This is a genomic window from Streptomyces sp. NBC_01237 (genome assembly GCF_035917275.1).
Lineage (GTDB): Bacteria > Actinomycetota > Actinomycetes > Streptomycetales > Streptomycetaceae > Streptomyces.
Window position 1 is genome coordinate 3,650,655 of sequence record NZ_CP108508.1, and the last position, 20,451, is coordinate 3,671,105.

Below are 20,451 nucleotides of genomic sequence, written 5' to 3' on the forward strand. Positions count from 1 at the left end.
AGCAATGTGTGGCGTCACCCGGCATGGGCGTACCTCCCGAAGCAGCCTCGGATCAGCTGCCTCAGTAGTACGACACGAACCCGCACGCGGTCTACGACAGGTGACGCACAGCCGGATATGGCCTGAACTCACCTACCGATCACGGGAGTTCACCACGCCGGGAAACACCGCGAATCCACCGGGAACACCCCGCGCCTCACCTTTCGTACACGACGGCCACCGGCGCGTGGTCACTCCACCGCTCCTCGTGCGTGGCGGCCCGCTCGACCCATGCCTTCACCGCGCGAGCGGCGAGCCCCGGGGTGGCCAGCTGGTAGTCGATGCGCCACCCGGCGTCGTTGTCGAAGGCCCGCCCGCGGTAGGACCACCAGCTGTACGGCCCCTCGACGTCGGGGTGGAGTGCCCGCACCACGTCCACATAGGCGGCCTCGTCGATGACCCGCGTCAGCCACTCCCGCTCCTCGGGGAGGAAGCCGGAGTTCTTCTTGTTGGACTTCCAGTTCTTGAGGTCCGCCTCCCGGTGGGCGATGTTCCAGTCGCCGCAGACCACCACCTCCCGCCCGTCGGCGGCGGCCCGCTCCTTGAGCCCCCGCACGTAGGGCAGGAAGGCGGTCATGAAGCGCTCCTTCTCGTCCTGCCGCTCGGTGCCGACCTCGCCGGAGGGCAGATAGAGGCTGGCGACCGTGATGCCGGGCAGGTCGATCTCGGCGTACCGCCCGCTCGTGTCGAACTCCTCGCCCCCGGCGGCCCCGAAGCCGCCGAAGCCGATCTGCACCCGCTCCGGCGCCTGCCGCGTGTAGAGGGAGACCCCTGCCCGCCCCTTGGCGGCGGCGGGAGCGTGCACGGTGTGCCAGCCCTCCGGTTCGCGCACCTCCGCGGGCAGCTGCTGCGGTTCGGCCCGGACCTCCTGGAGGCAGATCACATCGGCGTCGGTCGTCGCGAGCCACTCGACGAAGCCCTTCTTGGCGGCGGCCCGGAGTCCATTGACATTTACGGTGGTCACATTGAGCATTCAGGCACCATATCGACATCAAAGTGCCGCATACATGTACCATACCTCGCATGAATATCCAGCAGCGGCCTTTCGATCACCCCGACGCCGTCAAACTCAACGGCCAGGTGCAGCTCGAATACACCGCGCTCTACGGGGACGCCGAGGGCGATGCCACACCGCTCGACGCCACCATGTTCGATCCGCCGAACGGCCTGTACCTCCTCGCCTACGACACCATGGACCGCCCCGTGGCCACCGGCGGCTGGCGCCCCCAGGAACGGAACGCGGAGGGCTACTCCGACGGCGACGCCGAGATCAAGCGGATGTACGTCATACGCGAAGCGCGCGGCCACGGGCTGGCCCGCCGTATCCTCGCCGCGCTGGAGGCCGACGCGCGGGCGGCGGGCCGCACGCGGATGGTCCTGGAGACCGGCGACCGGCAGCCCGAGGCGATAGCCCTCTACACCTCCAGCGGCTACCTGCCGTGCGCGAAATTCGGCCACTACCGCACGTACGAGAGCAGCAGGTGCTTCGCCAAGCCGCTCCAGGAGTCCTGACGACCGCGGCCACCGCGGCCGCGGCCGGGCCACTCACAGCCGCGCGAGGAACTCCAGCAGCGCGGCGTTGAACTCCTCGGGCCGCTCCAGGTTGGGCATGTGCCCGGCCCCTCCGACGACGACGAGCTCGGAGTGCGGAACCAGCCGGTGCATGGCCTCCGCGTCCGGGACCGGCGTGTAGGTGTCGTCCGCGCCGACGACGATCAGGACGGGCACCCGGGCCCCGGCCAGCGACTCGCGGTGGTCGGGCCGCTCCGCCCGGCCCCGCAGCGCGGCCGCGGCCCCCTCCGGGGCGGTCGCCCGCATCATGCCGAGGACCTGCGCGGCGACGTCGGGCAGCCCGGTCACGTTGTACGGGGCGACCATCCTGCCGATGACCTCGGCGGCGTAGCCGTCCATCCCTTCGGCGAGCAGCCGGTCGGCCATCCGGTTGCGGAGGACCCTGCCGTCCTCGGTCTCGGCGACCGGTGAGGTGTCGGCGAGCACCAGCGCGGCCACCCGTGCCCCGTGCAGCCGGTGGAACTCCATGGCGATCTGCCCGCCCATGGACAGCCCGCCGACCACCGCACGGCCGACACCCACGTGGTCGAGCAGCTCGGCGGTGTCGTCGGCGAAGTCGGCCAGGAGGGTACGGCCGGGGACGACCTCGCTGTCGCCGTATCCGCGCAGATCCGCCGCGATCACCCGGTGCCCGGCCCGTACCAGCGCCTCGGCCTGCGGATTCCACATCGTCCGGTTGAACGGGTGCCCGTGCACCAGAACCACCGGCAGGCCGTCGGACGGCCCCCGGTCGTCGTACGCGAGAGAGGTGCCCTGCCCGGTCACGAATTCCATACCGTCCACCTTCCCCACCGCCGCGGTCCCGCACTCCCGGTGATGGCGCCCGTGGTTCAGCGCACGCGTGCGACCCCCACGTAGAACCCGCTGCGCTCCTTCTCCGGCGCGGGCTCCTCCTGATACCACTCGGCGGCGGGCACCAGCCCCGGCGCGACGAGATCCAGTCCCTCGAAGAACGGCTCGACCTCGGCGCGGGTACGCATCCGCAGGGCGATGGCCCCCTTGCGGTACGCCTTCTCGGTCTCCTGCCGCAGCTCCGGGTGCTGGTCGGCGGTGCCGTGCGAGAACACCAGGAAGCTGCCCGGGGCCAGTGCGCCGACGAGCGTACGGGTGAGGCGGTACGGGTCCTCCTCGTCCGGGAGGAAATGCATGAGCGCGATCAGCGACAGGGCGACGGGCCGGTCGAAGTCCAGCAGCTCACGGGCGCGTTCGAGGATCGCCTCGGGCTGCCGGACGTCCGCGTGGAGGTAGTCGGTGGCACCTTCGGGGCTGCTGATCAGCAGGGCCTCGGCATGGCGCAGGACGATGGGGTCGTTGTCGGCGTAGACGATCCGCGCCGAGGGCGTGATGGCCTGGACGATCTGGTGCAGATTCGGCGCGGTGGGAATGCCGGTGCCGATGTCGAGGAACTGGTCGATGCCCCGGTGCGCCAGCCAGCCGGCGGCCCGGTGCATGAAGGCCCGGTTCCGCGCCGCGTTGGCCCGCGCCTCGGCGGGCAGCTTCTCGCCCACTTCCTGGTCCACGGGATAGTTGTCCTTGCCGCCCAGGAGCCAGTCGTAGACGCGCGCCGGGTGCGGCTTGCCGGTGTCGATCCGGGGGTGGGGCAGGTCGGCGGTCACAGGACGCTCCTCCGTGCGGCAATCGCGGGCGGGATGGGCTCGCCCCGGTGCGGGATGCCCCGCGGGCACCGGGAACACGGGTGAGCTGCACCAGCGTAGGCGAGGGCCTGTGGAGCCCGTCCGTGCCCTCGTCCCCCGAAGGGCTCGCGCAGCGGCTCAGACACCGTCGGCCGGGACGGGGATGAGCAGCGCGGTGATGTTGTCATGCCCACCGGCATCGAGAGCGTGCCCGACCAACGCGCGTGCGCCGTGGAGGAGTTGGCCGTCGGGCGGGGACCCGGTACGCCGACCGGAGAGCACGGCCCGCAGCCCTTCGGGGTCGGGCAGACAGCGGGTCAGCCCGTCCGTGCAGAGCAGCAGGCAGCCCGGCTCCCGCGGCCGGTAGCTGCGGATACGGGCCACGGGTGCGTCGGCGTCCGCCCCCAGCCAGGCCGCGAGAGCGTCGTGCTCACCGGTGTCGTCCTCCGTCAGCCGCTTGCCCGGCCCCCGGTCCGGCAGCCAGTAGGCACGGCTGTCGCCGATCCACGCGCTCCAGATGCCCTCGGGTCCGACGATGCCCGCGACGTACGTACACGCCGGTGCGGCATCCACCGACGCCGCGAGGGCCGCGACCGCGCGCCCGGCACGGGCGGCGGCCCCACCGAGCGCGACTTCCGGCACCATGCCCGCAGCCAGCCCCTCCACGATCGCGTGCGCGCCGACCTCCGCCGCGACCTGAGCGGCCCGCTCGGACCGGGGAGACATGGACACACCGTCACAGACGACCCCGACCGTCCAGCCGCCCGCCCTGGTCAGCGCCATGGCATCGGCGTTGATCTCGCGCCGCTTGCCCCGGTCGCTCACCCCTGCCGCGCCGTCGTCCGCCGTGAGCTCCAGATGGGAGCGGAAGGCGGGCTGAACCGCACCGCAATGCCAGCAGCGCCCGTCAGGGGCGACCGTTCCACCACACACGACACAGTCCGGAATCCGGGTCATCGCCCGGATCATGCCAGAGCCGGCCCGCGCCCCGGGCCCCGGACCGCCCGCCCACGGTCAGGAGGCGCCGTCGAGCACGAGCACGATGTGCTCGCGCTCACCGTCGCGTACCGTCTCGACGCGCCGGAAGCCGCATTTCTCCAACAGCCGGACCGAGCCGGTGTTCCCGGCGACGGGGTCCGCGAAGAGCGGGCGGTTCGGCTCCCGTTCCAGGAACCGGGTCAGCGCTTCGGTTCCGATGCCCCGGCCCCAGTAGCGGGCACCGAGCCAGTATCCGGTGAAGCGCCGGTGCTCGTCCCACCAGGCCACGATGTTCCCGGCGGGCTCGCCGTCCACGGTGACGGTCTGCACGAGAACGGTGGGATCCCCGAGCACCTTCGTGACCCAGTGGGTCATGAACGCCTCCCGCTCGCGGGGAGCGAACGCCGACCGGCGCACGGCCTCCGCCTCGTGCTCGTACGCGAGGAACACTTCCAGGTCGGCTTCCTCGACATCCCTGAGCCGCACGTCGTTTCTCATACGCGCGAGTCTGGCACCCGGCACTGACAGTCCGGGATCAGCGGGAGCCGCAGAAGGCGGCTTCGAGGAACCCGCCGATCGCCTTCTTCTGCGCCGCCTGCTCCTTCGTGTCGCCGCGCGGGGTGTAGGACAGGGCGACCTGCCGGTCGGCCGTGCCCCAGAGGTGGGTGCCGTAGCCGAGGACCGCGCCGGAGTGCCCGGTCACCGAGGTGCAGGACAGGCGGGTGCGGGCCAGGCCCATGCCGTACTCCAGCCGGTCGGAGTCCGGATCGGTACGGAGCATCGTGGTCATCTCGCGCTGCTGCTCCGGCCGCAGCAGTTTCCCGCGCAGCAGGGCCTTCTCGAAGCGGACCAGGTCGTCGGTGGTGGAGATCATCTCGCCGCCGGAGCCCGCCCACGAGGCGTTGTGACGGGTGACGTCGATATCGGTCTTGACGACGTCCGGGGTGCCGACGCCGTCGACGGTGGTCCAGTACCCGTGGGCGTGCGGGCCGGGGATCGTCGCGGAGGAGCCGGGCAGGCTGGTCCTCGTCATCCCGAGCGGGCGCAGGATCCGCCGCCGGATCTCCTGTGCGTAGGAGTGTCCGGTGACCTCTTCGATGATCAGCCCGAGGATGCTGAAGTTGGTGTTGGAGTACGCCCATTGCGCACCCGGTTCGAAGTGGGGCGGGTGGGCGACGGATTTGGTCACCAGCTCGCGCTGGGTGAACGTGCGGTTCAGCCCGCCCTGCGCGATCCAGTTCCGGAAGCCGTCCGGGTCGTCGGGGGCGGGAAAGATCTCGGTGGACTCGTTGATGACGTCGAACAGCCCGGTGCGATGGTTGAGCAGCTGACGGACAGTGATGTTCTGCCCGCCGGGGACCAGTCCCGGCAGATGACTCTCCACGGAGTCCTCCAGCCCGAGCCGGTCCTCGCCGACCAGTTGGAGGGTGGTGGCGGCGACGAACATCTTGGTGACGCTGCCTATGCGGAACCGGCCGTCACCCCGCACGGGCGCCTCCCTCACCAGATCGGACACCCCCGTGGTCCCCCGCCACACCCCGCTGCGGTCACGGACCTCGGCGATGGCGGACACCGCGTTGGCGCCGGTCAGCGCCTCCAGGGCGAGTTGCCGGGCATCCGCACCGTGCCGCGAGGCAGAAGCGGAAGCGGCAGGAGCGGAAGCGGCGGAAGCGGTCGGCGCGGCTAACGCCAGACAGAGTGCTGCGACGACGGCGCAGGTCGAACGACGTGACACGGATCTTCCCCTCGGTCGGACAAACGCGTGCTTGCCGGAGCCACCTTTTCAACACCCGCGCCGCGGGGCATCGGCCCGGATGAGGACTTCCGCGTCGGACAACCGCAGTACCCGGACCACGGAGCAAGCCACTTGAGAGGTACGCCGGCTCCGGAACCACCGAGCCGGATCCGGTCTCGGAACCCAGGGCTCCCGGAACGACGAAATCCCGCCCGATCTGAACGATCGGACGGGATTTCGTCACCATTCCCGAGTTACCTCAAGAACAGCTGTGCAATGTGGACCTGTGGGGATTTGAACCCCAGACCCCCTCGATGCGAACGAGGTGCGCTACCAGACTGCGCCACAGGCCCTTGCAACGAGTGAAACTTTAGCACCCCCACAGGGGTGCTCGGAAATCCGGTCCCCGCTGGTCAGCCGAGTCGGGGTTCGAGGCGTCTCACTCGTTGGCGGCACGGGGCCGGTCCTCGTCGTCGTACTGGTCGAAGAGCGGCGTCCTGCCGCGGTCGCGGGTGCGGCGGGACTGGTTCGTACGCTGGCGGGGCGCCGGGTCCACCGGGGGAACGGTGGGGTGCGAAGTGCCCGTCTGGCTGGGCTCGGCCGTGCTGGAGCGGGCCGCGCTCCATGTCTCCGGGTCGCCGACCTCCACGCCGCCCGTGGCGCGCGGAGCCACCGGGGCGGTGACGTAGGTGGGGAGCGGGACCGGGACGGGCTCCCAGCTGTCGCCCTGGACCCGCCCGCGTTCGCGCTGCTGGTCCACCCACTCCGCGTGGTCCGTCTGCTCGACGAGGGCGCGGCGTCCGGCCTCCTGCGGGGAGACCGTGGGTGCGGGTTCCGGCTGGGCGCGGTGCGCTTCGGGTTCCTCGTCGGGCTCGGCGGGGGCCGGCGCCGAGGGCTGATGCCTGCGCGGGCGGTTCTCCCGCAGCCGCTGCGCCGCGACCTCGGCCCGGCGGCGGTCCATGGTGAACGCGAACCGGCGCCGCTCCTGGGAGCGCAGATGCACGATGTACGTGCTCAGCAGCACGGCGGGCACGGCGGGCGCCCACAGGAAGCGGAGACCGCCGACCGCCGCGACGACCGCGCCGAGGGTGAAGGCCAGGAACAGGACGACGGTGGTACGTCTGCGGCGGGCCAGGACCTGCGAGCGCTGGGCCCGGCGGGCGCGCTCGGCGTCGGCACCGCTGGTACGCGCGCGCTGCTGGGGCGGGCGCGCCGACTCGGGACGGTCCTTCGCCTGACGCTCCGATACCTGCCGCTCGGACGTCTGGTGGCCGGAAATGTGGTGGTCGGGCGCCTGGCGGTCCGCCGGATGGCCGGGAGAACGATCGGGAGCGTGCGCCGGATCGTGCATCCGGGCTTCGGTATGCGCCGGAGGCGCGGCAAAGGCCCGGACGTCCACGGATTCCATTCGGTCCGTTTCCGCGTCCGGGTCGACGTCGGGCCCCGCCTCCTCGGCGGTGCGCTCCCGCAGCTCCTTGGCGTATCGGCGCTCCATTGCCGCCCGTCCGGACAGCAGCCGGATGGCGGTACTGAAGCGTTCCGTAGGACGGGCTTCGTTGAGCTCGTCCTGCCTGCGGAGCCACATCGGCACCAAGTAGGCGGCCCAGGCCCCGACGATGACTGCGTAGATCAGGCCGCTGCTGCTCACGCTCACACCGTAGAGGGGTTTGCGCGGAGGTATCCGCCAATTGGATCGGTGTGTCGCACGATCCGGCTGATGTCACGGACTTTTTTTGTGATTGTTTAGATCAACGAGTGATGTTTGTGAACTCGTTAGTGGTCACGTCTCGATCAAATTCGAACACTTATTTCATTTCCTCAGGGCCATGAGGTGTTCTCGGCCACGCCTGACGCCAGCGCCGGAGCAGCCCGTCGGGCACCTCCTCGGCCGTCAGGGCGAAGATCAGGTGGTCCCGCCACGCCCCGTCGATGTGGAGATAGCGCGGCCGCAGCCCTTCCGCGCGGAATCCGAGTTTCTCCACGACCCTTCGGCTGGGCCTGTTCTCGGGGCGGATGCACACCTCGATACGGTGCAGACCGACCGTGCGGAAGCAGTGGTCGACGGCGAGGGCGACGGCCGTGGGCATCACACCGCGGCCCGCCACACTCTGGTCGACCCAGTAGCCGACGTGTCCGGAACACATCGAGCCCCAGGTGATCCCCGCCACCGTCAGCTGCCCCACGAGCCGGCCCTCGTACTCGATGGCGAAGGGCAGCATCCGGCCCGCGTTCGCCTCGGAGCGCAGATGACGGACCATCTGGCGATAGGTGGGGCGCTGCGCCATCGGACCACCGGGGGCGGGCGGCGGGACGGTCGCCTCCCAGGGGCGCAGCCATTCGCGGTTACGCCGGTTGACCTCGCGCCACATCCGCTGGTCGCGCAGCTTGATCGGGCGGAGGACGATCTCGCCGTCGGTCAGGATCACCGGCCAGGTCAAAGCGTTCAGCTCGGGCTCCCCGGTCGGGGGTGATCGCCGCCGCGCAGCTGGTCGACGGCGTGCACCAGCAGCCGGCCCAGCACCGCGAGTCCGTCGCGCACCCCGCCGGTGGAACCCGGCAGGTTGACGATCAGGGTGCCGCCGGCGACTCCCGCGACACCGCGGGAGAGGGCCGCGGTGGGGACCTTGTCGCGGCCCTCGGCACGGATCGCCTCGGGAATGCCCGGGACCTCGTGGTCGAGGACGCGGCGGGTGGCCTCGGGGGTCCGGTCGGTGGGCGAGATGCCCGTACCACCGGTCGTGATGATCACGTCGTACCCGGCGGCGGCCCCGGCCCGCAGGGCCTCCTCCACCGGATCGCCGTCGGGCACCACCCGCGGACCGTCGACGGCGAAGCCCAGGCCGGTGAGCGCCTCCGCGATGAGCGGGCCGCCCTTGTCCGCGTAGACACCGGCCGCCGCGCGGTTGGACGCGGTCACCACGAGCGCGGTGTACGGGGTCACCGGTGCGCCGCCGAGCGGGGGCTCCGTGGCACCGGGCGAAGGGGCCGCCCCGGGCGGAGAGGCCGCTCCGGACGAGGGTGTCGGTTCGGGCGGAGGTGTGGCGGACGCCGTCATGCGCCCGCTCCCTCCGGCGCGGAGCGCCGGTAGTCGCCGGACTTGCCGCCCGACTTCGCCTCGACCCGCACGTCGGTGATCACCGCGCTCTTGTCCACCGCCTTGACCATGTCGATCACGGTGAGCGCGGCGACCGAGACGGCGGTCAGTGCCTCCATCTCCACGCCCGTACGGTCCGTGGTCCGCACGGTGGCCAGGATCTCCACCGCGTCGTCGGCGACGCTCAGGTCGACCTTCACACCGGAGACGGCGAGCGGGTGGCAGAGCGGGATCAGGTCCGGGGTGCGCTTGGCTCCCATGATCCCGGCGATCCTGGCCGTCGCGAGGGCGTCGCCCTTGGGGACTCCCTCGCCGCGGAGCAGTTCGATGACGCGCGGCGAGACGAGGACCCGGCCGCTGGCCCGGGCGACGCGCGTGGTGACGTCCTTGTCCGACACATCGACCATGCGGGCCGCGCCCACCTCGTCGATGTGCGTCAGCCTGTTCTGCGTACTCAACTAACTCCGCCTAGCGGTAGGGCGCCGGTGGCCCGCCAGGTCCGCACCGGGGTGCGGGCCGGGGGCCCGGGGGGTGTCCCCCGGGAAGGCACAGCGGCAGACACCGTACCGCCACCGGGCGGCGATCAGCGGAGCAGGATCACCTCGGTATCCGTGCCGGGCGCGGCGGAGGTGACGTCCTCGGGCACCACGATCAGTGCGTCGGCCTGGGCGAGGGCGGCGATCAGATGCGATCCGGAACCGCCGACGGGGGTGACGGTGCCCTCCTCGGCGTCGTACGTACCGCGCAGGAACTGGCGGCGGCCGGCCGGTGAGGAGAGCGCCTTGTCGGCCTTCAGCGTGGCCCGTGCCGTGGGCCGGTGGACATCCTTCAGGCCCATCAGCGCGCGGATCGCGGGCCGTACGAACAGTTCGAAGGAGACATAGCTGGAGACCGGGTTGCCCGGCAGGGCCAGCAGCGGAGTGTGGTCCGGGCCGATCGAGCCGAAGCCCTGCGGCTTGCCCGGCTGCATGGCGAGCTTCCGGAAGTCGATGCCGCTGCCCGGCTCGTCCTCGTCCCCGACGGAGGACAGGGCCTCCTTGACCACGTCGTAGGCGCCGACGCTGACGCCTCCCGTGGTGACCACGATGTCGGCGCGGATCAGCTGGTCCTCGATCGTGGCCCGCAGCGTCTCCGCGTCGTCGGCCACCGCCCCGACCCGGTAGGCGATGGCGCCGGCGTCCCGGGCGGCGGCCGTCAGCGCGAAGCTGTTGGAGTCGTAGATCTGGCCACCGGTCAGCGTCTCGCCCGGCTGCACCAGTTCGCTGCCGGTGGACAGGACGACGACCCGTGGGCGGGGCCGTACGACCACGGTCGCGCAGCCGATCGCGGCGAGCAGCCCGATCTGTGCCGGGCCGACGATCGAACCGGCGCGCAGGGCCAGATCCCCCGGCTGGACATCGCTGCCGCGGGCCCGGACGTGGGCACGGGCCTCGACCGGCCGGTGGACGTGGACCTCGCCGCCGGCGCCCTCGGGCGCGTCGCTGTGGGCGCGCATGGCGGCGGCCGGGCCTTCGCCCGTGCCGCCGTCGGTCCACTCGACCGGGACGACGGCCTCGGCGCCCGCGGGCAGCGGTGCGCCGGTCATGATGCGGGCGGCCTGCCCCGGCCCCACGACCTGATCGCCCGTCAGTCCGGCGCTGCCCGCCGCGACATCGCCGATGACGGTGAGGACGGCGGGGAACTCCTCGCTGGCGCCCTCGACATCGGCCACCCGGACCGCGTAGCCGTCCATCGAGCTGTTGTCGAAGGGCGGCAGGGCGATCTCCACGACGACGTCCTTGACGAGGACACAGCCCTGCGCGTCGGGCAGCTGCAACTCGATGGGTTCGAGCGGCCTCACCGCGCCGAGAATGTCGTCCAGGTGCTCGTCCACCGACCAGATCGTGCTGCTCAAGGTGTTACATCTCCTCGGTGACGTATCTGCGGAGCCAGGTCCGGAAGTCCGGTCCCAGATCTTCACGTTCGCACGCGAGTCTGACAATGGCACGCAGATAGTCGCCGCGGTCACCGGTGTCATACCTGCGGCCCTTGAAGACGACGCCGTGCACGGGCCCGCCGATCTTCTCGTCGGCGGCGAGCAGCTGGAGGGCGTCGGTGAGCTGGATCTCGCCTCCGCGGCCCGGCTCGGTGTGACGCAGTATGTCGAAGATCGCGGGGTCCAGGACATACCGGCCGATGATCGCCAGATTGCTGGGCGCGTCGGCCGGGTCCGGCTTCTCCACCAGGTCGGTGATGCGGACGACGTCGCCGTCGACGGTGGCGTCCGCCGCGGCACAGCCGTACTGATGGATCTGGGCCGGGTCGACCTCCATCAGCGCGATGACGCTGCCGCCCTCACGCTCCTGGATCTCCACCATCCGGGCCAGCAGCGGGTCGCGCGGGTCGATCAGGTCGTCACCGAGCAGCACCGCGAACGGCTGGTCCCCGACGTGCGGCGCCGCACACAGGACGGCGTGCCCCAGACCGCGCGGGTCGCCCTGACGCACGTAGTGCATGGTGGCGAGATCGCTGGACTCCTGGACCTTGGACAGCCGTTCGGCGTCTCCCTTGCGGGTGAGCGCGGACTCCAGCTCGTAGTTGCGGTCGAAGTGGTCCTCAAGGGGACGCTTGTTGCGCCCGGTGATCATCAGCACGTCGGAGAGGCCCGCGCCCACGGCCTCCTCGACGACATACTGGATCGCGGGCTTGTCGACAACCGGCAGCATCTCCTTGGGAGTGGCCTTGGTCGCCGGAAGGAAGCGGGTGCCAAGACCGGCTGCCGGAATAACGGCTTTGCTGATCCTGGGGGACGGCTGATTCATGCGCAGAACGATAACTGGTGCGCATGGGCGGAAGATGATCCTTCGGTTAACTTTGGCCTTAAATATGCCCATACGAGAATCAGGCGAGTCACCCTTGAATACTGACAAGTCCGGAAAGGTGTCCCTTCGGGGCGAACGACTCGCCGCGCGAGCGCTCCTGACCATGGAAGACGTCGCCCGCACCGCCGCGGTTCTCTCCTCCGCCGCACTGCGCCTCCCCGAGCTGGCCGAGGCCCGCACGGTCGCCGCGTATGTCTCCGTAGGACGCGAACCGGGCACCCGCGCGCTGCTGGACGCGCTGCGCACGCGGGGCGTACGGGTGCTGCTTCCGGTGCTCCTGCCGGACAACGATCTGGACTGGGCGCCGTACGAGGGCGCCGAGCGTCTCGTACCGGCCGGGCGCGGGCTGCTGGAGCCGGACGGGGCCCGTCTCGGGCCCGCCGCGGTCCTCGACGCCGACGCCGTCCTGCTGCCCGGTCTCGCGGTGGACGCGCACGGGATGCGGCTGGGCCGGGGCGGCGGGAGCTACGACCGGGTGCTGGCCAGGCTGTCGGCGGCCGGGGCGCACCCGGCACTGGTCGTCCTGCTGTACGACGACGAGGTGGTCGCGCAGGTCCCGCGGGAACCGCACGACCACCCCGTGGACGCCGTGGTGACCCCGGCCGGAACGCGCCGCTTCACCGCCTGAGCGACCCGGCCGGGCCGTCTCGCAGGCGGGCACTCTCACGGCCGGTCCGCCTCACGGAGGCGGTCCGGCCCGCCAGGTTCACGGGCCGGCCGGTGGTGAGCCCGGCGGGGGAGGGACGGCTTCAGCGCCGCTCCCCCGCCCGCTCCCCTACGGCTTGAGCGTCAGCGTGTCGACCGTGGCCTGGCCGACCGCGTTCGTCCCGAAGGACCAGTCGAGCAGTTCGCCGTCGACCCACTTCTCGGTCTGATCGGTGTAGTGCGCGCTGAACGCGTGCCCGGAGGCGCCGGAGAGGTTGATCCAGCGGGACTTGTCCCAGTCCCCCACGTTGACGACCATCCGCATCGACGGCACCCAGATGACCTCGTAGCCGCCCGCCGCGTTCCAGCCGGTGGCGTTGACCGCGGCCTCGCCGCCGCCGAGGTTCCAGGGGCCGCGGTTGAGGGCCCGCTGGAGAAGACCGGGGCCTTCGGTACCGAGGGTCTGGTTCTTCAGCGTCAGCTGGTGCAGCCGGCCCCAGCTCCAGGTGCTGATGTCCTTGCCGAGCTTGGCGGTCAGCTCCCAGCGGGCGTCCTCCATGGCCTGGGCGAAGAGGTCGTCGCGGTTGTCGAGCGCTTCGTCGCGGCCCTTGGCGGGCACCTTCCACCACTCGTTGTCCTGGTCGTCCACGATGTTCTGGACCACCTGGTACCAGCGGTCGCCGCCGTCCGGCTGCGCCGAGTCCGGGTCGCGCTGGCCGCATTCCCGTACGAGCTTGTGCTGCTCGTCCACCGGGCCCGTACTGACGGCCGGGCGGACGTTGAGGCAGTCGCCCTTGGCCCGCAGCTCCTTGGGCAGCTTGTTGCCGAAGGCCAGCCTGAGGATGTTGCTCCAGACGCCGTTGAAGTACGCGGCGGCGGCCGAGTCGGACTCCTGGGTGTAGTCCCAGCCCTCCAGCAGCTTCTGTGCCTCGCGCACGCTCTTGTCGGAGATGTTGATCTTCAGCAGCTCGGGCACCAGCAGCGCGGCGATCTCGCTGGTGTTGTCCATCTGCATCTTCTGCATGTCGTCGGTCGAGATCTTCTCGCCACCCTTGATCTTCGACGCGATGAGGTCGTTGATCCGCTGGCTGCGGGTGCCGTAGCCCCAGTCCTTGGTGAGCAGGTGGGGGTACTTCTTCTCGTCGATGACCGCCTGGTTGGCGGTGACGATGTAGCCGCGCTTCGGGTTGTACTCGTAGGGCAGCTCGTCGAACGGGATCGGGTCCTTCTTCCAGCCGTACTCCGAGGTCCAGCCGGGGCTCGGCATCGTGCCGTCGCCCTGGACACGGACCGGGATCCGGCCGGGTGCCTGGTATCCGATGTTGCCCTTGACGTCCGCGTAGATCAGGTTCTGCGAGGGGACCTCGAAGTGCTCGGCCGCCGCCCGGAAGGTCGTGAAGTCCTTGGCGCGGTTGAGCTCGAAGACGGCGTCCATGGACTTGCCGGCGTCCAGCGCGGTCCACTTCAGGGCGACCGCGTAACCGGCCGCGCGGTCGGGCGCGGCGTTGGTGACGGGGGCCTTCTGGCCGACCTTCGCCAGCTCCTTGCTGCGGTCGGAGACGAGTGGCCCGTTGTTGGTCTCCCGCACCGTGATGTGCCGGGTCCGCCCACCGGCGACCTTGATGGTCTCCTCGCGGGTGGTGAACGGCTTCACCTTGCCGTCGTACTGGTAGCCGTCGCCGGAGACCTTCTCCAGGAAGAGGTCCGTGACGTCCGCGCCGAGGTTGGTGAAGCCCCAGGCGATGTCCTGGTTGTGACCGATGATCACACCGGGCATGCCGGAGAAGGTGTAACCCGCGGTGTCGTACTGGCAGGACTTCGAGAGCGTCCGGCAGTGCAGCCCCATCTGGTACCAGAGCGAGGGCAGCATCGGCGCCAGGTGCGGGTCGTTGGCCAGCAGCGGCTTGTCGGTCGTCGTGTACTTCCCGGAGACGACCCAGGAGTTCGATCCGATGCCACTGCCGTTCGGGCCGAGCAGCGCGGGGATCTTGTCGAGGGTGTCGGAGAGCGCGGAGAGCTGGGTGTTCAGGCCCTCCGTGGCGTCCGCCGCCGTGTCCGAGCCGATGCCGTCCGAGGAGGGCTGGGCAGCCGGGTCGAACTTGCCGGTGGCCGAGGAGACCGCGCCCTCGCCGACGATCGGCTCGTGGTCCTTGGGGTAGGCCGGGTAGAGGTCCTTGATCTGGTCCTCGTCGAGCCTGCTGGTCAACAGCGAACGGTCGATCTCGTCCTGCATGTTGCCGCGCAGGTCCCAGGCCATCGCCTTGAGCCAGGCCACCGAGTCGACCGGGGTCCACTCGGTGGGCTTGTAGTCGTTGGTCAGGCCCAGCGCCGCGTACTCGACGGAGATGTCCTTGCCGTCCTTGCCCTTCAGATACGCGTTGACGCCCTCCGCGTACGCCTGGAGGTTCTTCTTGGTGTCCTCGTCCAGGACGGAGTCGTACTCCTTCTGCGCGACCTTGCGCCAGCCGAGCGTGCGCAGGAAGGCATCGGTCTCCACCTGTCCGGAACCGAACATCTCGGAGAGCCGGCCGGACGTCATATGACGGCGGACGTCCATCTCCCAGAAGCGGTCCTGCGCCTGGACGAAGCCCTGGGCGCGGAAGAGGTCGGCGTCGGAGTCCGCGTAGATCTGCGGGACTCCATAACTGTCGCGTTTGACTTCGACGCTCTCGGAGAGACCGTCGAGCTTGATCGAGCCGGTCGTCTGCGGGTACGAGGCCCGCACGGTGGACACGGACCAGTACGCGCCGTACCCGACACCCGCGACAAGCGCCAGCACCAGGACGATCACGAGCAGGCGGGCACGTCGCCCCTTCTTCCTGCCGGGCTTCTTCGCGTCGGAAGGGCCGGAAGAGGCGGTTGTATTGGCGGGCATCGCTGTCCTTCGAGGGGCAGGGTGGTCCTGGGAGTGCAGGAGCAACCATAGGCGCAGCGCCGAAGCCACTCGGACGCGGTATCGGGATGCCTCCAAATGCGTTGCGCTCGTACGAACACTCGAACGCGTCAAGAAAACGTTAAAGATTAGGTAAGGTAACGAAGTACTGGCCACCGGAGGCCGATCCGGCAGGCGTACGCAGGGAAGGAACGGACCCTGACTGTCCACGCGCTCAACGAACTCCTGCTCGTCTGCTCGCTCGTCCTGCTCGTCGCCGTGGCGGCGGTACGGATCTCCTCGCGCAGCGGGCTTCCCAGCCTGCTCCTGTACCTCGGCATCGGGATCGCCATAGGGCAGGACGGCATCTTCGACGTCAAGTTCGACAACGCCGAGCTGACCCAGGTGATCGGCTATGCCGCCCTGGTCGTCATCCTGGCCGAGGGCGGACTCGGTACGAAGTGGAAGGAAGTCAAACCCGCGTTGCCGGCAGCCGCGATGCTGTCGACCGTCGGCGTGGGCATCAGCGTGGGCGTCACCGCGTCGGCGGCGCACTATCTCGTCGGGCTGGACTGGCGGCAGGCGCTCATCATCGGCGCGGTCGTCTCGTCCACCGACGCCGCCGCCGTGTTCTCCGTACTGCGCAAGGTGCCGCTGCCGTCCCGGATCACCGGCGTGCTGGAGGCCGAGTCCGGGTTCAACGACGCCCCTGTGGTCATCCTGGTGGTGGCGTTCTCCGCGGTCGGCCCCGTGGAGCACTGGTACGTACTGGTCGGCGAGATAGCCCTGGAGCTGGCGATCGGCGCGGCCATCGGCCTCGCGGTCGGCTGGCTCGGCTCCTTCGGGCTGCGGCATGTGGCCCTGCCCGCGTCGGGCCTCTACCCGATCGCCGTGATGGCCATCGCGGTGTCCGCGTACGCGGCCGGTGCCATGGCGCACGGCAGTGGGTTCCTCGCCGTCTATCTGGCCGCGATGGTCCTCGGCAACTCCAAGCTGCCGCACTGGCCCGCCACCCGCGGCTTCGCCGACGGACTCGGCTGGCTGGCCCAGATCGGCATGTTCGTGCTGCTCGGGCTGCTGGTCACGCCGCACGACCTGGTCGACGACTTCTGGCCCGCGGTGGTGGTGGGTCTGGTGCTGACCGTGGTGGCCCGGCCGCTGTCGGTCTTCCTGAGCCTGGCGCCGTTCCGGCTGCCGCACCGCGAGAAGGCCCTGATGTCCTGGGCCGGGCTGCGCGGCGCCGTACCCATCATCCTGGCGACCATTCCGATGGTGTCCGGAATCGAGGGCAGCACCAGGGTCTTCAACATCGTCTTCGTGCTCGTCATCGTCTACACACTGATCCAGGGGCCGACCCTGCCCTGGCTCGCGAAGGCCCTGAAGATCGCCGACGACCCGTCGGAGACCGCCGACCTGGGCATCGAGTCGGCGCCTTTGGAGCGGCTGCGCGGGCATCTGCTGTCGGTCGAGATCCCGGCCCGGTCGAAGATGCACGGCGTGGAGGTCGGCGAGCTCCGGCTGCCCGCCGGGGCCGCGGTCACGCTGGTCGTACGGGACGGGAAGAGCTTCGTCCCGGCACCGGCCACCGTGCTGCGGCGCGGGGACGAACTGCTGGTGGTGGCGACCGATCCGGTGCGGGACGCGACGGAGGCCCGGCTGCGGGCGGTCGGCGAGGGCGGCAAGCTGGCCGGATGGCTGGGGACGGGCGGCGGCCCGGACGGCGCCGGCGGGTCGCGCGGGGGCAGCCGGTCCGGAGGCTCGGGCGGATCACGTGGAACCGGCCGGTCCGGCGGTTCCGGCGGATCACGTGGGGGCAGCCGGTCCGGAGGCTCGGGCGGAACGGGCGGTTCCTCCGATTCGAAAGCACGGCACTGATCACAAAGAGCACGGTGCTGATCGCAGAAGCACGGCACTGATCACAGAGCCACAGCGCTGACCGCAGGGATCACGGTGCTGATCACAGGCAGGCACCGTGACCTTGCACGCAATCGCAGGTGGGCGAGGACTCCTGCCTGTAGCATGAAGGAAATCTGATCGACCAACTCTGTCTGAAGCAGAGCTGGCGCGACCCGTATGGCGGTCGTGGCGCCCTCGCCCCTTGCAGCGAGCGCCCGGCATCTACCGCAGTTCCGCGCGAAGAGGACAGCTCTCGGCGCAGCCTCCGTACGAACCCCACAAGGGCTCCCCGGGAGGCGCCGCCACCAGGCGGCAGAAAGGCAAGGACCGTGGCGTCCACGGTCTCCGACCGCCCCGGATACGGGCAACTGCTGCGCACCCCCGGTGCGTGGACCTTCCTCCTCCCGGGCTTCGCCGCACGGCAGCCCTTCGCGATGCTGACCATCGGCATCGTTCTCCTCGTCCAGCACACCACCGGGTCCTACGGCAGCGCAGGCGCTGTCGCCGCCGTCTCCGGCGTCTCGATGGCCCTGTTCGCCCCGCAGAGCGGCAAACTCGCCGACCGTTTCGGGCAGCGCGCGGTGCTGCTGCCCGGCGTCCTGGTGCACGCCGTGTCCGTGGGAGCGCTCACGGCGCTCGCACTGGCGGACGCGCCCCTGTGGGCGCTGTTCCTGGCAGCCGTGCCGACCGGTGCCTCCATTCCGCAGATCGGGCCGATGGTGCGGGCCCGCTGGGCGGCCGTACTGGGAGCCGCTCCCGGTCGGCCCGCCTCTCCGCTGATGTCCACGGCAGCCGCCTTCGAGTCGGTCACGGACGAGTTCACGTTCGTGCTGGGACCGGTCCTCACCACCGCGCTGTGCACCGGCGTGCACCCGGCGGCCGGGCTGATCACGGAAGCCGCGCTGACGCTCATCGGCGGCCTGCTCTTCGCCGCACAGCGCTCCACCCAGCCCGACCCCCGCAGCGCGGCCGACGCGGCCGGACCGCGTGTCTCGGCGCTCTCCGTACCCGGCGTCCGGGTGCTCGCGATCGCCTTCCTGGGCATCGGTGCCGTGTTCGGCGGAATGCAGGTCTCACTGACCGCGTTCGCCGAGGAGATCGGCCACCCCGGAGTCAACGGCATGCTGTACGGGATCTTCGCGGCGGGCAACATGCTGGCCGGGATCGCCTGCGGTGCCATCGTCTGGAAGATCAGCCCGCGCCGCCGTCTGATCGTCGGCTACCTGGCGCTGACCCTGACCGCGTCCGGACTGTGGGCCGTGAACTCCGTGCCGCTGCTGGCCGGGCTCGGACTCCTGGTCGGCCTCTCCATCGCTCCCGCGCTGATCAGCGGCTACACCCTGGTCGACGCGCTGGTGCCGCCCTCCGCCCGGACCGAGGCGTTCACCTGGCTGACGGGCGCGGTGGCGCTGGGCCAGGCCGCGGCGGTGACCGTGGCCGGACAACTCGCGGACGCCCACGGCGCGAGCACCGGATTCCTGGTGCCGCTGGTGGGGACCGTACTGGCGCTGGCGACGCTGCTGGCCCTGCGTTCCCGGCTCGATCCGAGCCCCGCGGGACGCACCGTCGCACGTGGGATCGGTCACCGCGAGCCGGTCACGGTGGACTGATCCAGCGGAATACGTCAGTATGGACCGTCGTTAGCACTCATTGAGTGAGAGTGCCAGGAGGAGCAAGTGCCGACCTATCAGTACCAGTGCACCGAGTGTGGCGAGGGCCTCGAGGCGGTGCAGAAGTTCACCGATGATGCCCTGACCGTATGCCCGAGCTGCGACGGACGCCTGAAGAAGGTGTTCTCTGCGGTCGGCATCGTCTTCAAGGGTTCCGGTTTCTACCGGAACGACAGTCGTGGCTCTTCGTCGAGCAGCACACCGGCGACCTCGAAGTCGTCCGACTCCGCATCCGCCTCGTCGTCCTCGACGGGTTCGGACTCGAAGTCGACCGCTTCGTCTTCGTCGTCCTCGTCTTCTTCGTCGTCGTCTTCCTCCACGTCGACTTCGTCGAGTGGTACGTCGGCCGCCTGAGCCCGCGTACGTCCACACGTCTCACCGGGACCCCGCCGATCGACTCGGCGGGGTCCCGGCGTTTTCCCCCCGATACTGTGACCGCATGGCGAACGCAGAGGCGCAATCGGATACGGGTACGAGCACGGGTACGGAGGCGGGCGCGGGTACGGGCACGGACGCGGGCACGACGGGGTCTTCGGGCGTTCCGGGTGCTTTCCCCGGTGCGGAGATCGGTGTCATCGGCGGCTCGGGCTTCTACTCCTTCCTGGAGGACGTCACCGAGGTCCCCGTGGACACCCCGTACGGGCAGCCCAGCGACTCGCTCTTCCTCGGCGAGATCGGCGGCCGCCGGGTCGCCTTCCTGCCCCGCCACGGACGTGGCCACCACCTGCCGCCGCACCGCATCAACTACCGCGCCAACCTCTGGGCGCTGCGCTCCGTCGGGGTGCGGCAGGTGCTCGGACCGTGCGCGGTCGGCGGTCTGCGGCCGGAGTTCGGCCCCGGGACCCTGCTCGTACCGGACCAGCTGGTGGAGCGCACCAAGGCCCGTCCGCAGACGTATTACGACGGTGAGACCCGGGCCGACGGAGCCGTGCCCAACGTCGTGCACCTCGGCTTCGCCGACCCGTACTGCCCCGAGGGCCGCAGGGCCGCGCTCGCGGCGGCTCGCGGGCGCGACTGGGAGCCGGTGGACGGCGGGACCCTGGTCGTCGTCGAGGGGCCGCGTTTCTCGACCCGGGCGGAGTCGCGCTGGCATGCGTCGATGGGCTGGTCCGTGGTGGGGATGACCGGGCACCCGGAGGCCGTTCTCGCCCGCGAACTGGGGCTCTGCTACACGACGATGACCCTGGTGACGGACCTGGACGCGGGCGCCGAGGCCGGGGAGGGCGTCTCCCACGAAGACGTGCTGAAGGTGTTCGCGGCCAACGTGGACCGGCTGCGCTCGGTGCTGTTCGACACGGTGGCCGGGCTGCCGGTGAACGAGAGCCGCGACTGCGCGTGCGCCCACGCGCTGGACGGGATCGACACGGGCATCGCACTGCCGTAGGGCGCGGGGCCGGGGACCGGGCGCGTGTGGGCGCGGGGCCGGGGACGCGTGCGGGTGCGTAACGGTTCCGG

General features: G+C 70.6%; 19 protein-coding genes and 1 tRNA gene. 6 read left to right on the top strand and 14 right to left on the bottom strand.

The window, feature by feature from the left end:
• Nucleotides 1–196 precede the first annotated feature (196 nt).
• Complete coding sequence (locus OG251_RS16150) at nucleotides 197–1,012, bottom strand: exodeoxyribonuclease III (protein ID WP_326677842.1); 816 nt, start codon at nucleotides 1,010–1,012, stop codon at nucleotides 197–199.
• 50 nt (nucleotides 1,013–1,062) lie between these two features.
• On the opposite strand from OG251_RS16150, the gene OG251_RS16155 reads away from it, so the two are divergent.
• Complete coding sequence (locus OG251_RS16155) at nucleotides 1,063–1,551, top strand: GNAT family N-acetyltransferase (RefSeq protein WP_326677843.1); 489 nt, start codon at nucleotides 1,063–1,065, stop codon at nucleotides 1,549–1,551.
• Nucleotides 1,552–1,584: 33 nt separating this feature from the next.
• On the opposite strand, the gene OG251_RS16160 is transcribed toward OG251_RS16155, so the two are convergent.
• From OG251_RS16160 to galU, 12 genes are all read right to left on the bottom strand, one after another.
• A complete protein-coding gene (locus tag OG251_RS16160; RefSeq protein WP_326677844.1) occupies nucleotides 1,585–2,385 on the bottom strand; it encodes an alpha/beta fold hydrolase in 801 nt (266 codons plus the stop codon).
• A gap of 56 nt (nucleotides 2,386–2,441) precedes the next feature.
• Nucleotides 2,442–3,227, bottom strand: coding sequence for an SAM-dependent methyltransferase (locus tag OG251_RS16165; RefSeq protein WP_326677845.1), 786 nt, complete (start codon nucleotides 3,225–3,227; stop codon nucleotides 2,442–2,444).
• A 156-nt stretch (nucleotides 3,228–3,383) separates the two neighbouring features.
• Entirely contained in the window at nucleotides 3,384–4,202 is an 819-nt protein-coding gene (locus tag OG251_RS16170; RefSeq protein ID WP_326677846.1) for a PP2C family protein-serine/threonine phosphatase, read from the bottom strand.
• Between the two features lie 57 nt (nucleotides 4,203–4,259).
• Entirely contained in the window at nucleotides 4,260–4,721 is a 462-nt protein-coding gene (locus OG251_RS16175; protein WP_326677847.1) for a GNAT family N-acetyltransferase, read from the bottom strand.
• A 37-nt stretch (nucleotides 4,722–4,758) separates the two neighbouring features.
• Complete coding sequence (locus OG251_RS16180) at nucleotides 4,759–5,958, bottom strand: serine hydrolase domain-containing protein (RefSeq protein ID WP_326677848.1); 1,200 nt, start codon at nucleotides 5,956–5,958, stop codon at nucleotides 4,759–4,761.
• Between the two features lie 279 nt (nucleotides 5,959–6,237).
• Nucleotides 6,238–6,311: transfer RNA gene (locus tag OG251_RS16185), tRNA-Ala, on the bottom strand.
• Between the two features lie 86 nt (nucleotides 6,312–6,397).
• Nucleotides 6,398–7,606, bottom strand: a complete 1,209-nt coding sequence (locus OG251_RS16190) for a gephyrin-like molybdotransferase receptor GlpR (RefSeq protein WP_326677849.1) — start codon at nucleotides 7,604–7,606, stop codon at nucleotides 6,398–6,400.
• Between the two features lie 157 nt (nucleotides 7,607–7,763).
• The gene (locus OG251_RS16195) at nucleotides 7,764–8,384 is read right to left on the bottom strand and encodes a GNAT family N-acetyltransferase (protein WP_326677850.1); all 621 of its coding nucleotides are present in this window, start codon (nucleotides 8,382–8,384) and stop codon (nucleotides 7,764–7,766) included.
• A gap of 17 nt (nucleotides 8,385–8,401) precedes the next feature.
• Nucleotides 8,402–9,013, bottom strand: a complete 612-nt coding sequence (locus tag OG251_RS16200) for a MogA/MoaB family molybdenum cofactor biosynthesis protein (protein WP_326677851.1) — start codon at nucleotides 9,011–9,013, stop codon at nucleotides 8,402–8,404.
• On the bottom strand, nucleotides 9,010–9,510 hold the full coding sequence (moaC, locus tag OG251_RS16205; protein WP_326677852.1) for a cyclic pyranopterin monophosphate synthase MoaC: 501 nt from the start codon (nucleotides 9,508–9,510) through the stop codon (nucleotides 9,010–9,012). Before moaC ends, OG251_RS16200 begins: the two co-directional genes overlap by 4 nt.
• A 125-nt stretch (nucleotides 9,511–9,635) precedes the next feature.
• Entirely contained in the window at nucleotides 9,636–10,946 is a 1,311-nt protein-coding gene (gene glp, locus OG251_RS16210) for a molybdotransferase-like divisome protein Glp (RefSeq protein ID WP_326677853.1), read from the bottom strand.
• Between the two features lie 4 nt (nucleotides 10,947–10,950).
• Entirely contained in the window at nucleotides 10,951–11,853 is a 903-nt protein-coding gene (galU, locus tag OG251_RS16215; protein WP_326677854.1) for a UTP--glucose-1-phosphate uridylyltransferase GalU, read from the bottom strand.
• Nucleotides 11,854–11,947: 94 nt separating this feature from the next.
• On the opposite strand from galU, the gene OG251_RS16220 reads away from it, so the two are divergent.
• On the top strand, nucleotides 11,948–12,541 hold the full coding sequence (locus OG251_RS16220; RefSeq protein WP_326677855.1) for a 5-formyltetrahydrofolate cyclo-ligase: 594 nt from the start codon (nucleotides 11,948–11,950) through the stop codon (nucleotides 12,539–12,541).
• 147 nt (nucleotides 12,542–12,688) lie between these two features.
• On the opposite strand, the gene OG251_RS16225 is transcribed toward OG251_RS16220, so the two are convergent.
• A complete protein-coding gene (locus OG251_RS16225; protein WP_326677856.1) occupies nucleotides 12,689–15,433 on the bottom strand; it encodes a penicillin acylase family protein in 2,745 nt (914 codons plus the stop codon).
• Between the two features lie 276 nt (nucleotides 15,434–15,709).
• Between OG251_RS16225 and OG251_RS16230 the strand changes: the two genes are divergently transcribed.
• The 4 genes from OG251_RS16230 (at nucleotide 15,710) to OG251_RS16245 (ending at nucleotide 20,380) form a co-directional block, all read left to right on the top strand.
• On the top strand, nucleotides 15,710–17,305 hold the full coding sequence (locus tag OG251_RS16230; protein ID WP_326677857.1) for a potassium/proton antiporter: 1,596 nt from the start codon (nucleotides 15,710–15,712) through the stop codon (nucleotides 17,303–17,305).
• Between the two features lie 350 nt (nucleotides 17,306–17,655).
• Nucleotides 17,656–18,936: an MFS transporter gene (locus OG251_RS16235; RefSeq protein WP_326677858.1), complete on the top strand. Its 1,281-nt coding sequence runs from the start codon at nucleotides 17,656–17,658 to the stop codon at nucleotides 18,934–18,936.
• Nucleotides 18,937–19,002: 66 nt separating this feature from the next.
• Entirely contained in the window at nucleotides 19,003–19,350 is a 348-nt protein-coding gene (locus tag OG251_RS16240; protein WP_326677859.1) for an FmdB family zinc ribbon protein, read from the top strand.
• A gap of 85 nt (nucleotides 19,351–19,435) precedes the next feature.
• The gene (locus OG251_RS16245; protein WP_326677860.1) at nucleotides 19,436–20,380 is read left to right on the top strand and encodes an S-methyl-5'-thioadenosine phosphorylase; all 945 of its coding nucleotides are present in this window, start codon (nucleotides 19,436–19,438) and stop codon (nucleotides 20,378–20,380) included.
• The last annotated feature ends 71 nt before the right edge of the window (nucleotides 20,381–20,451 follow it).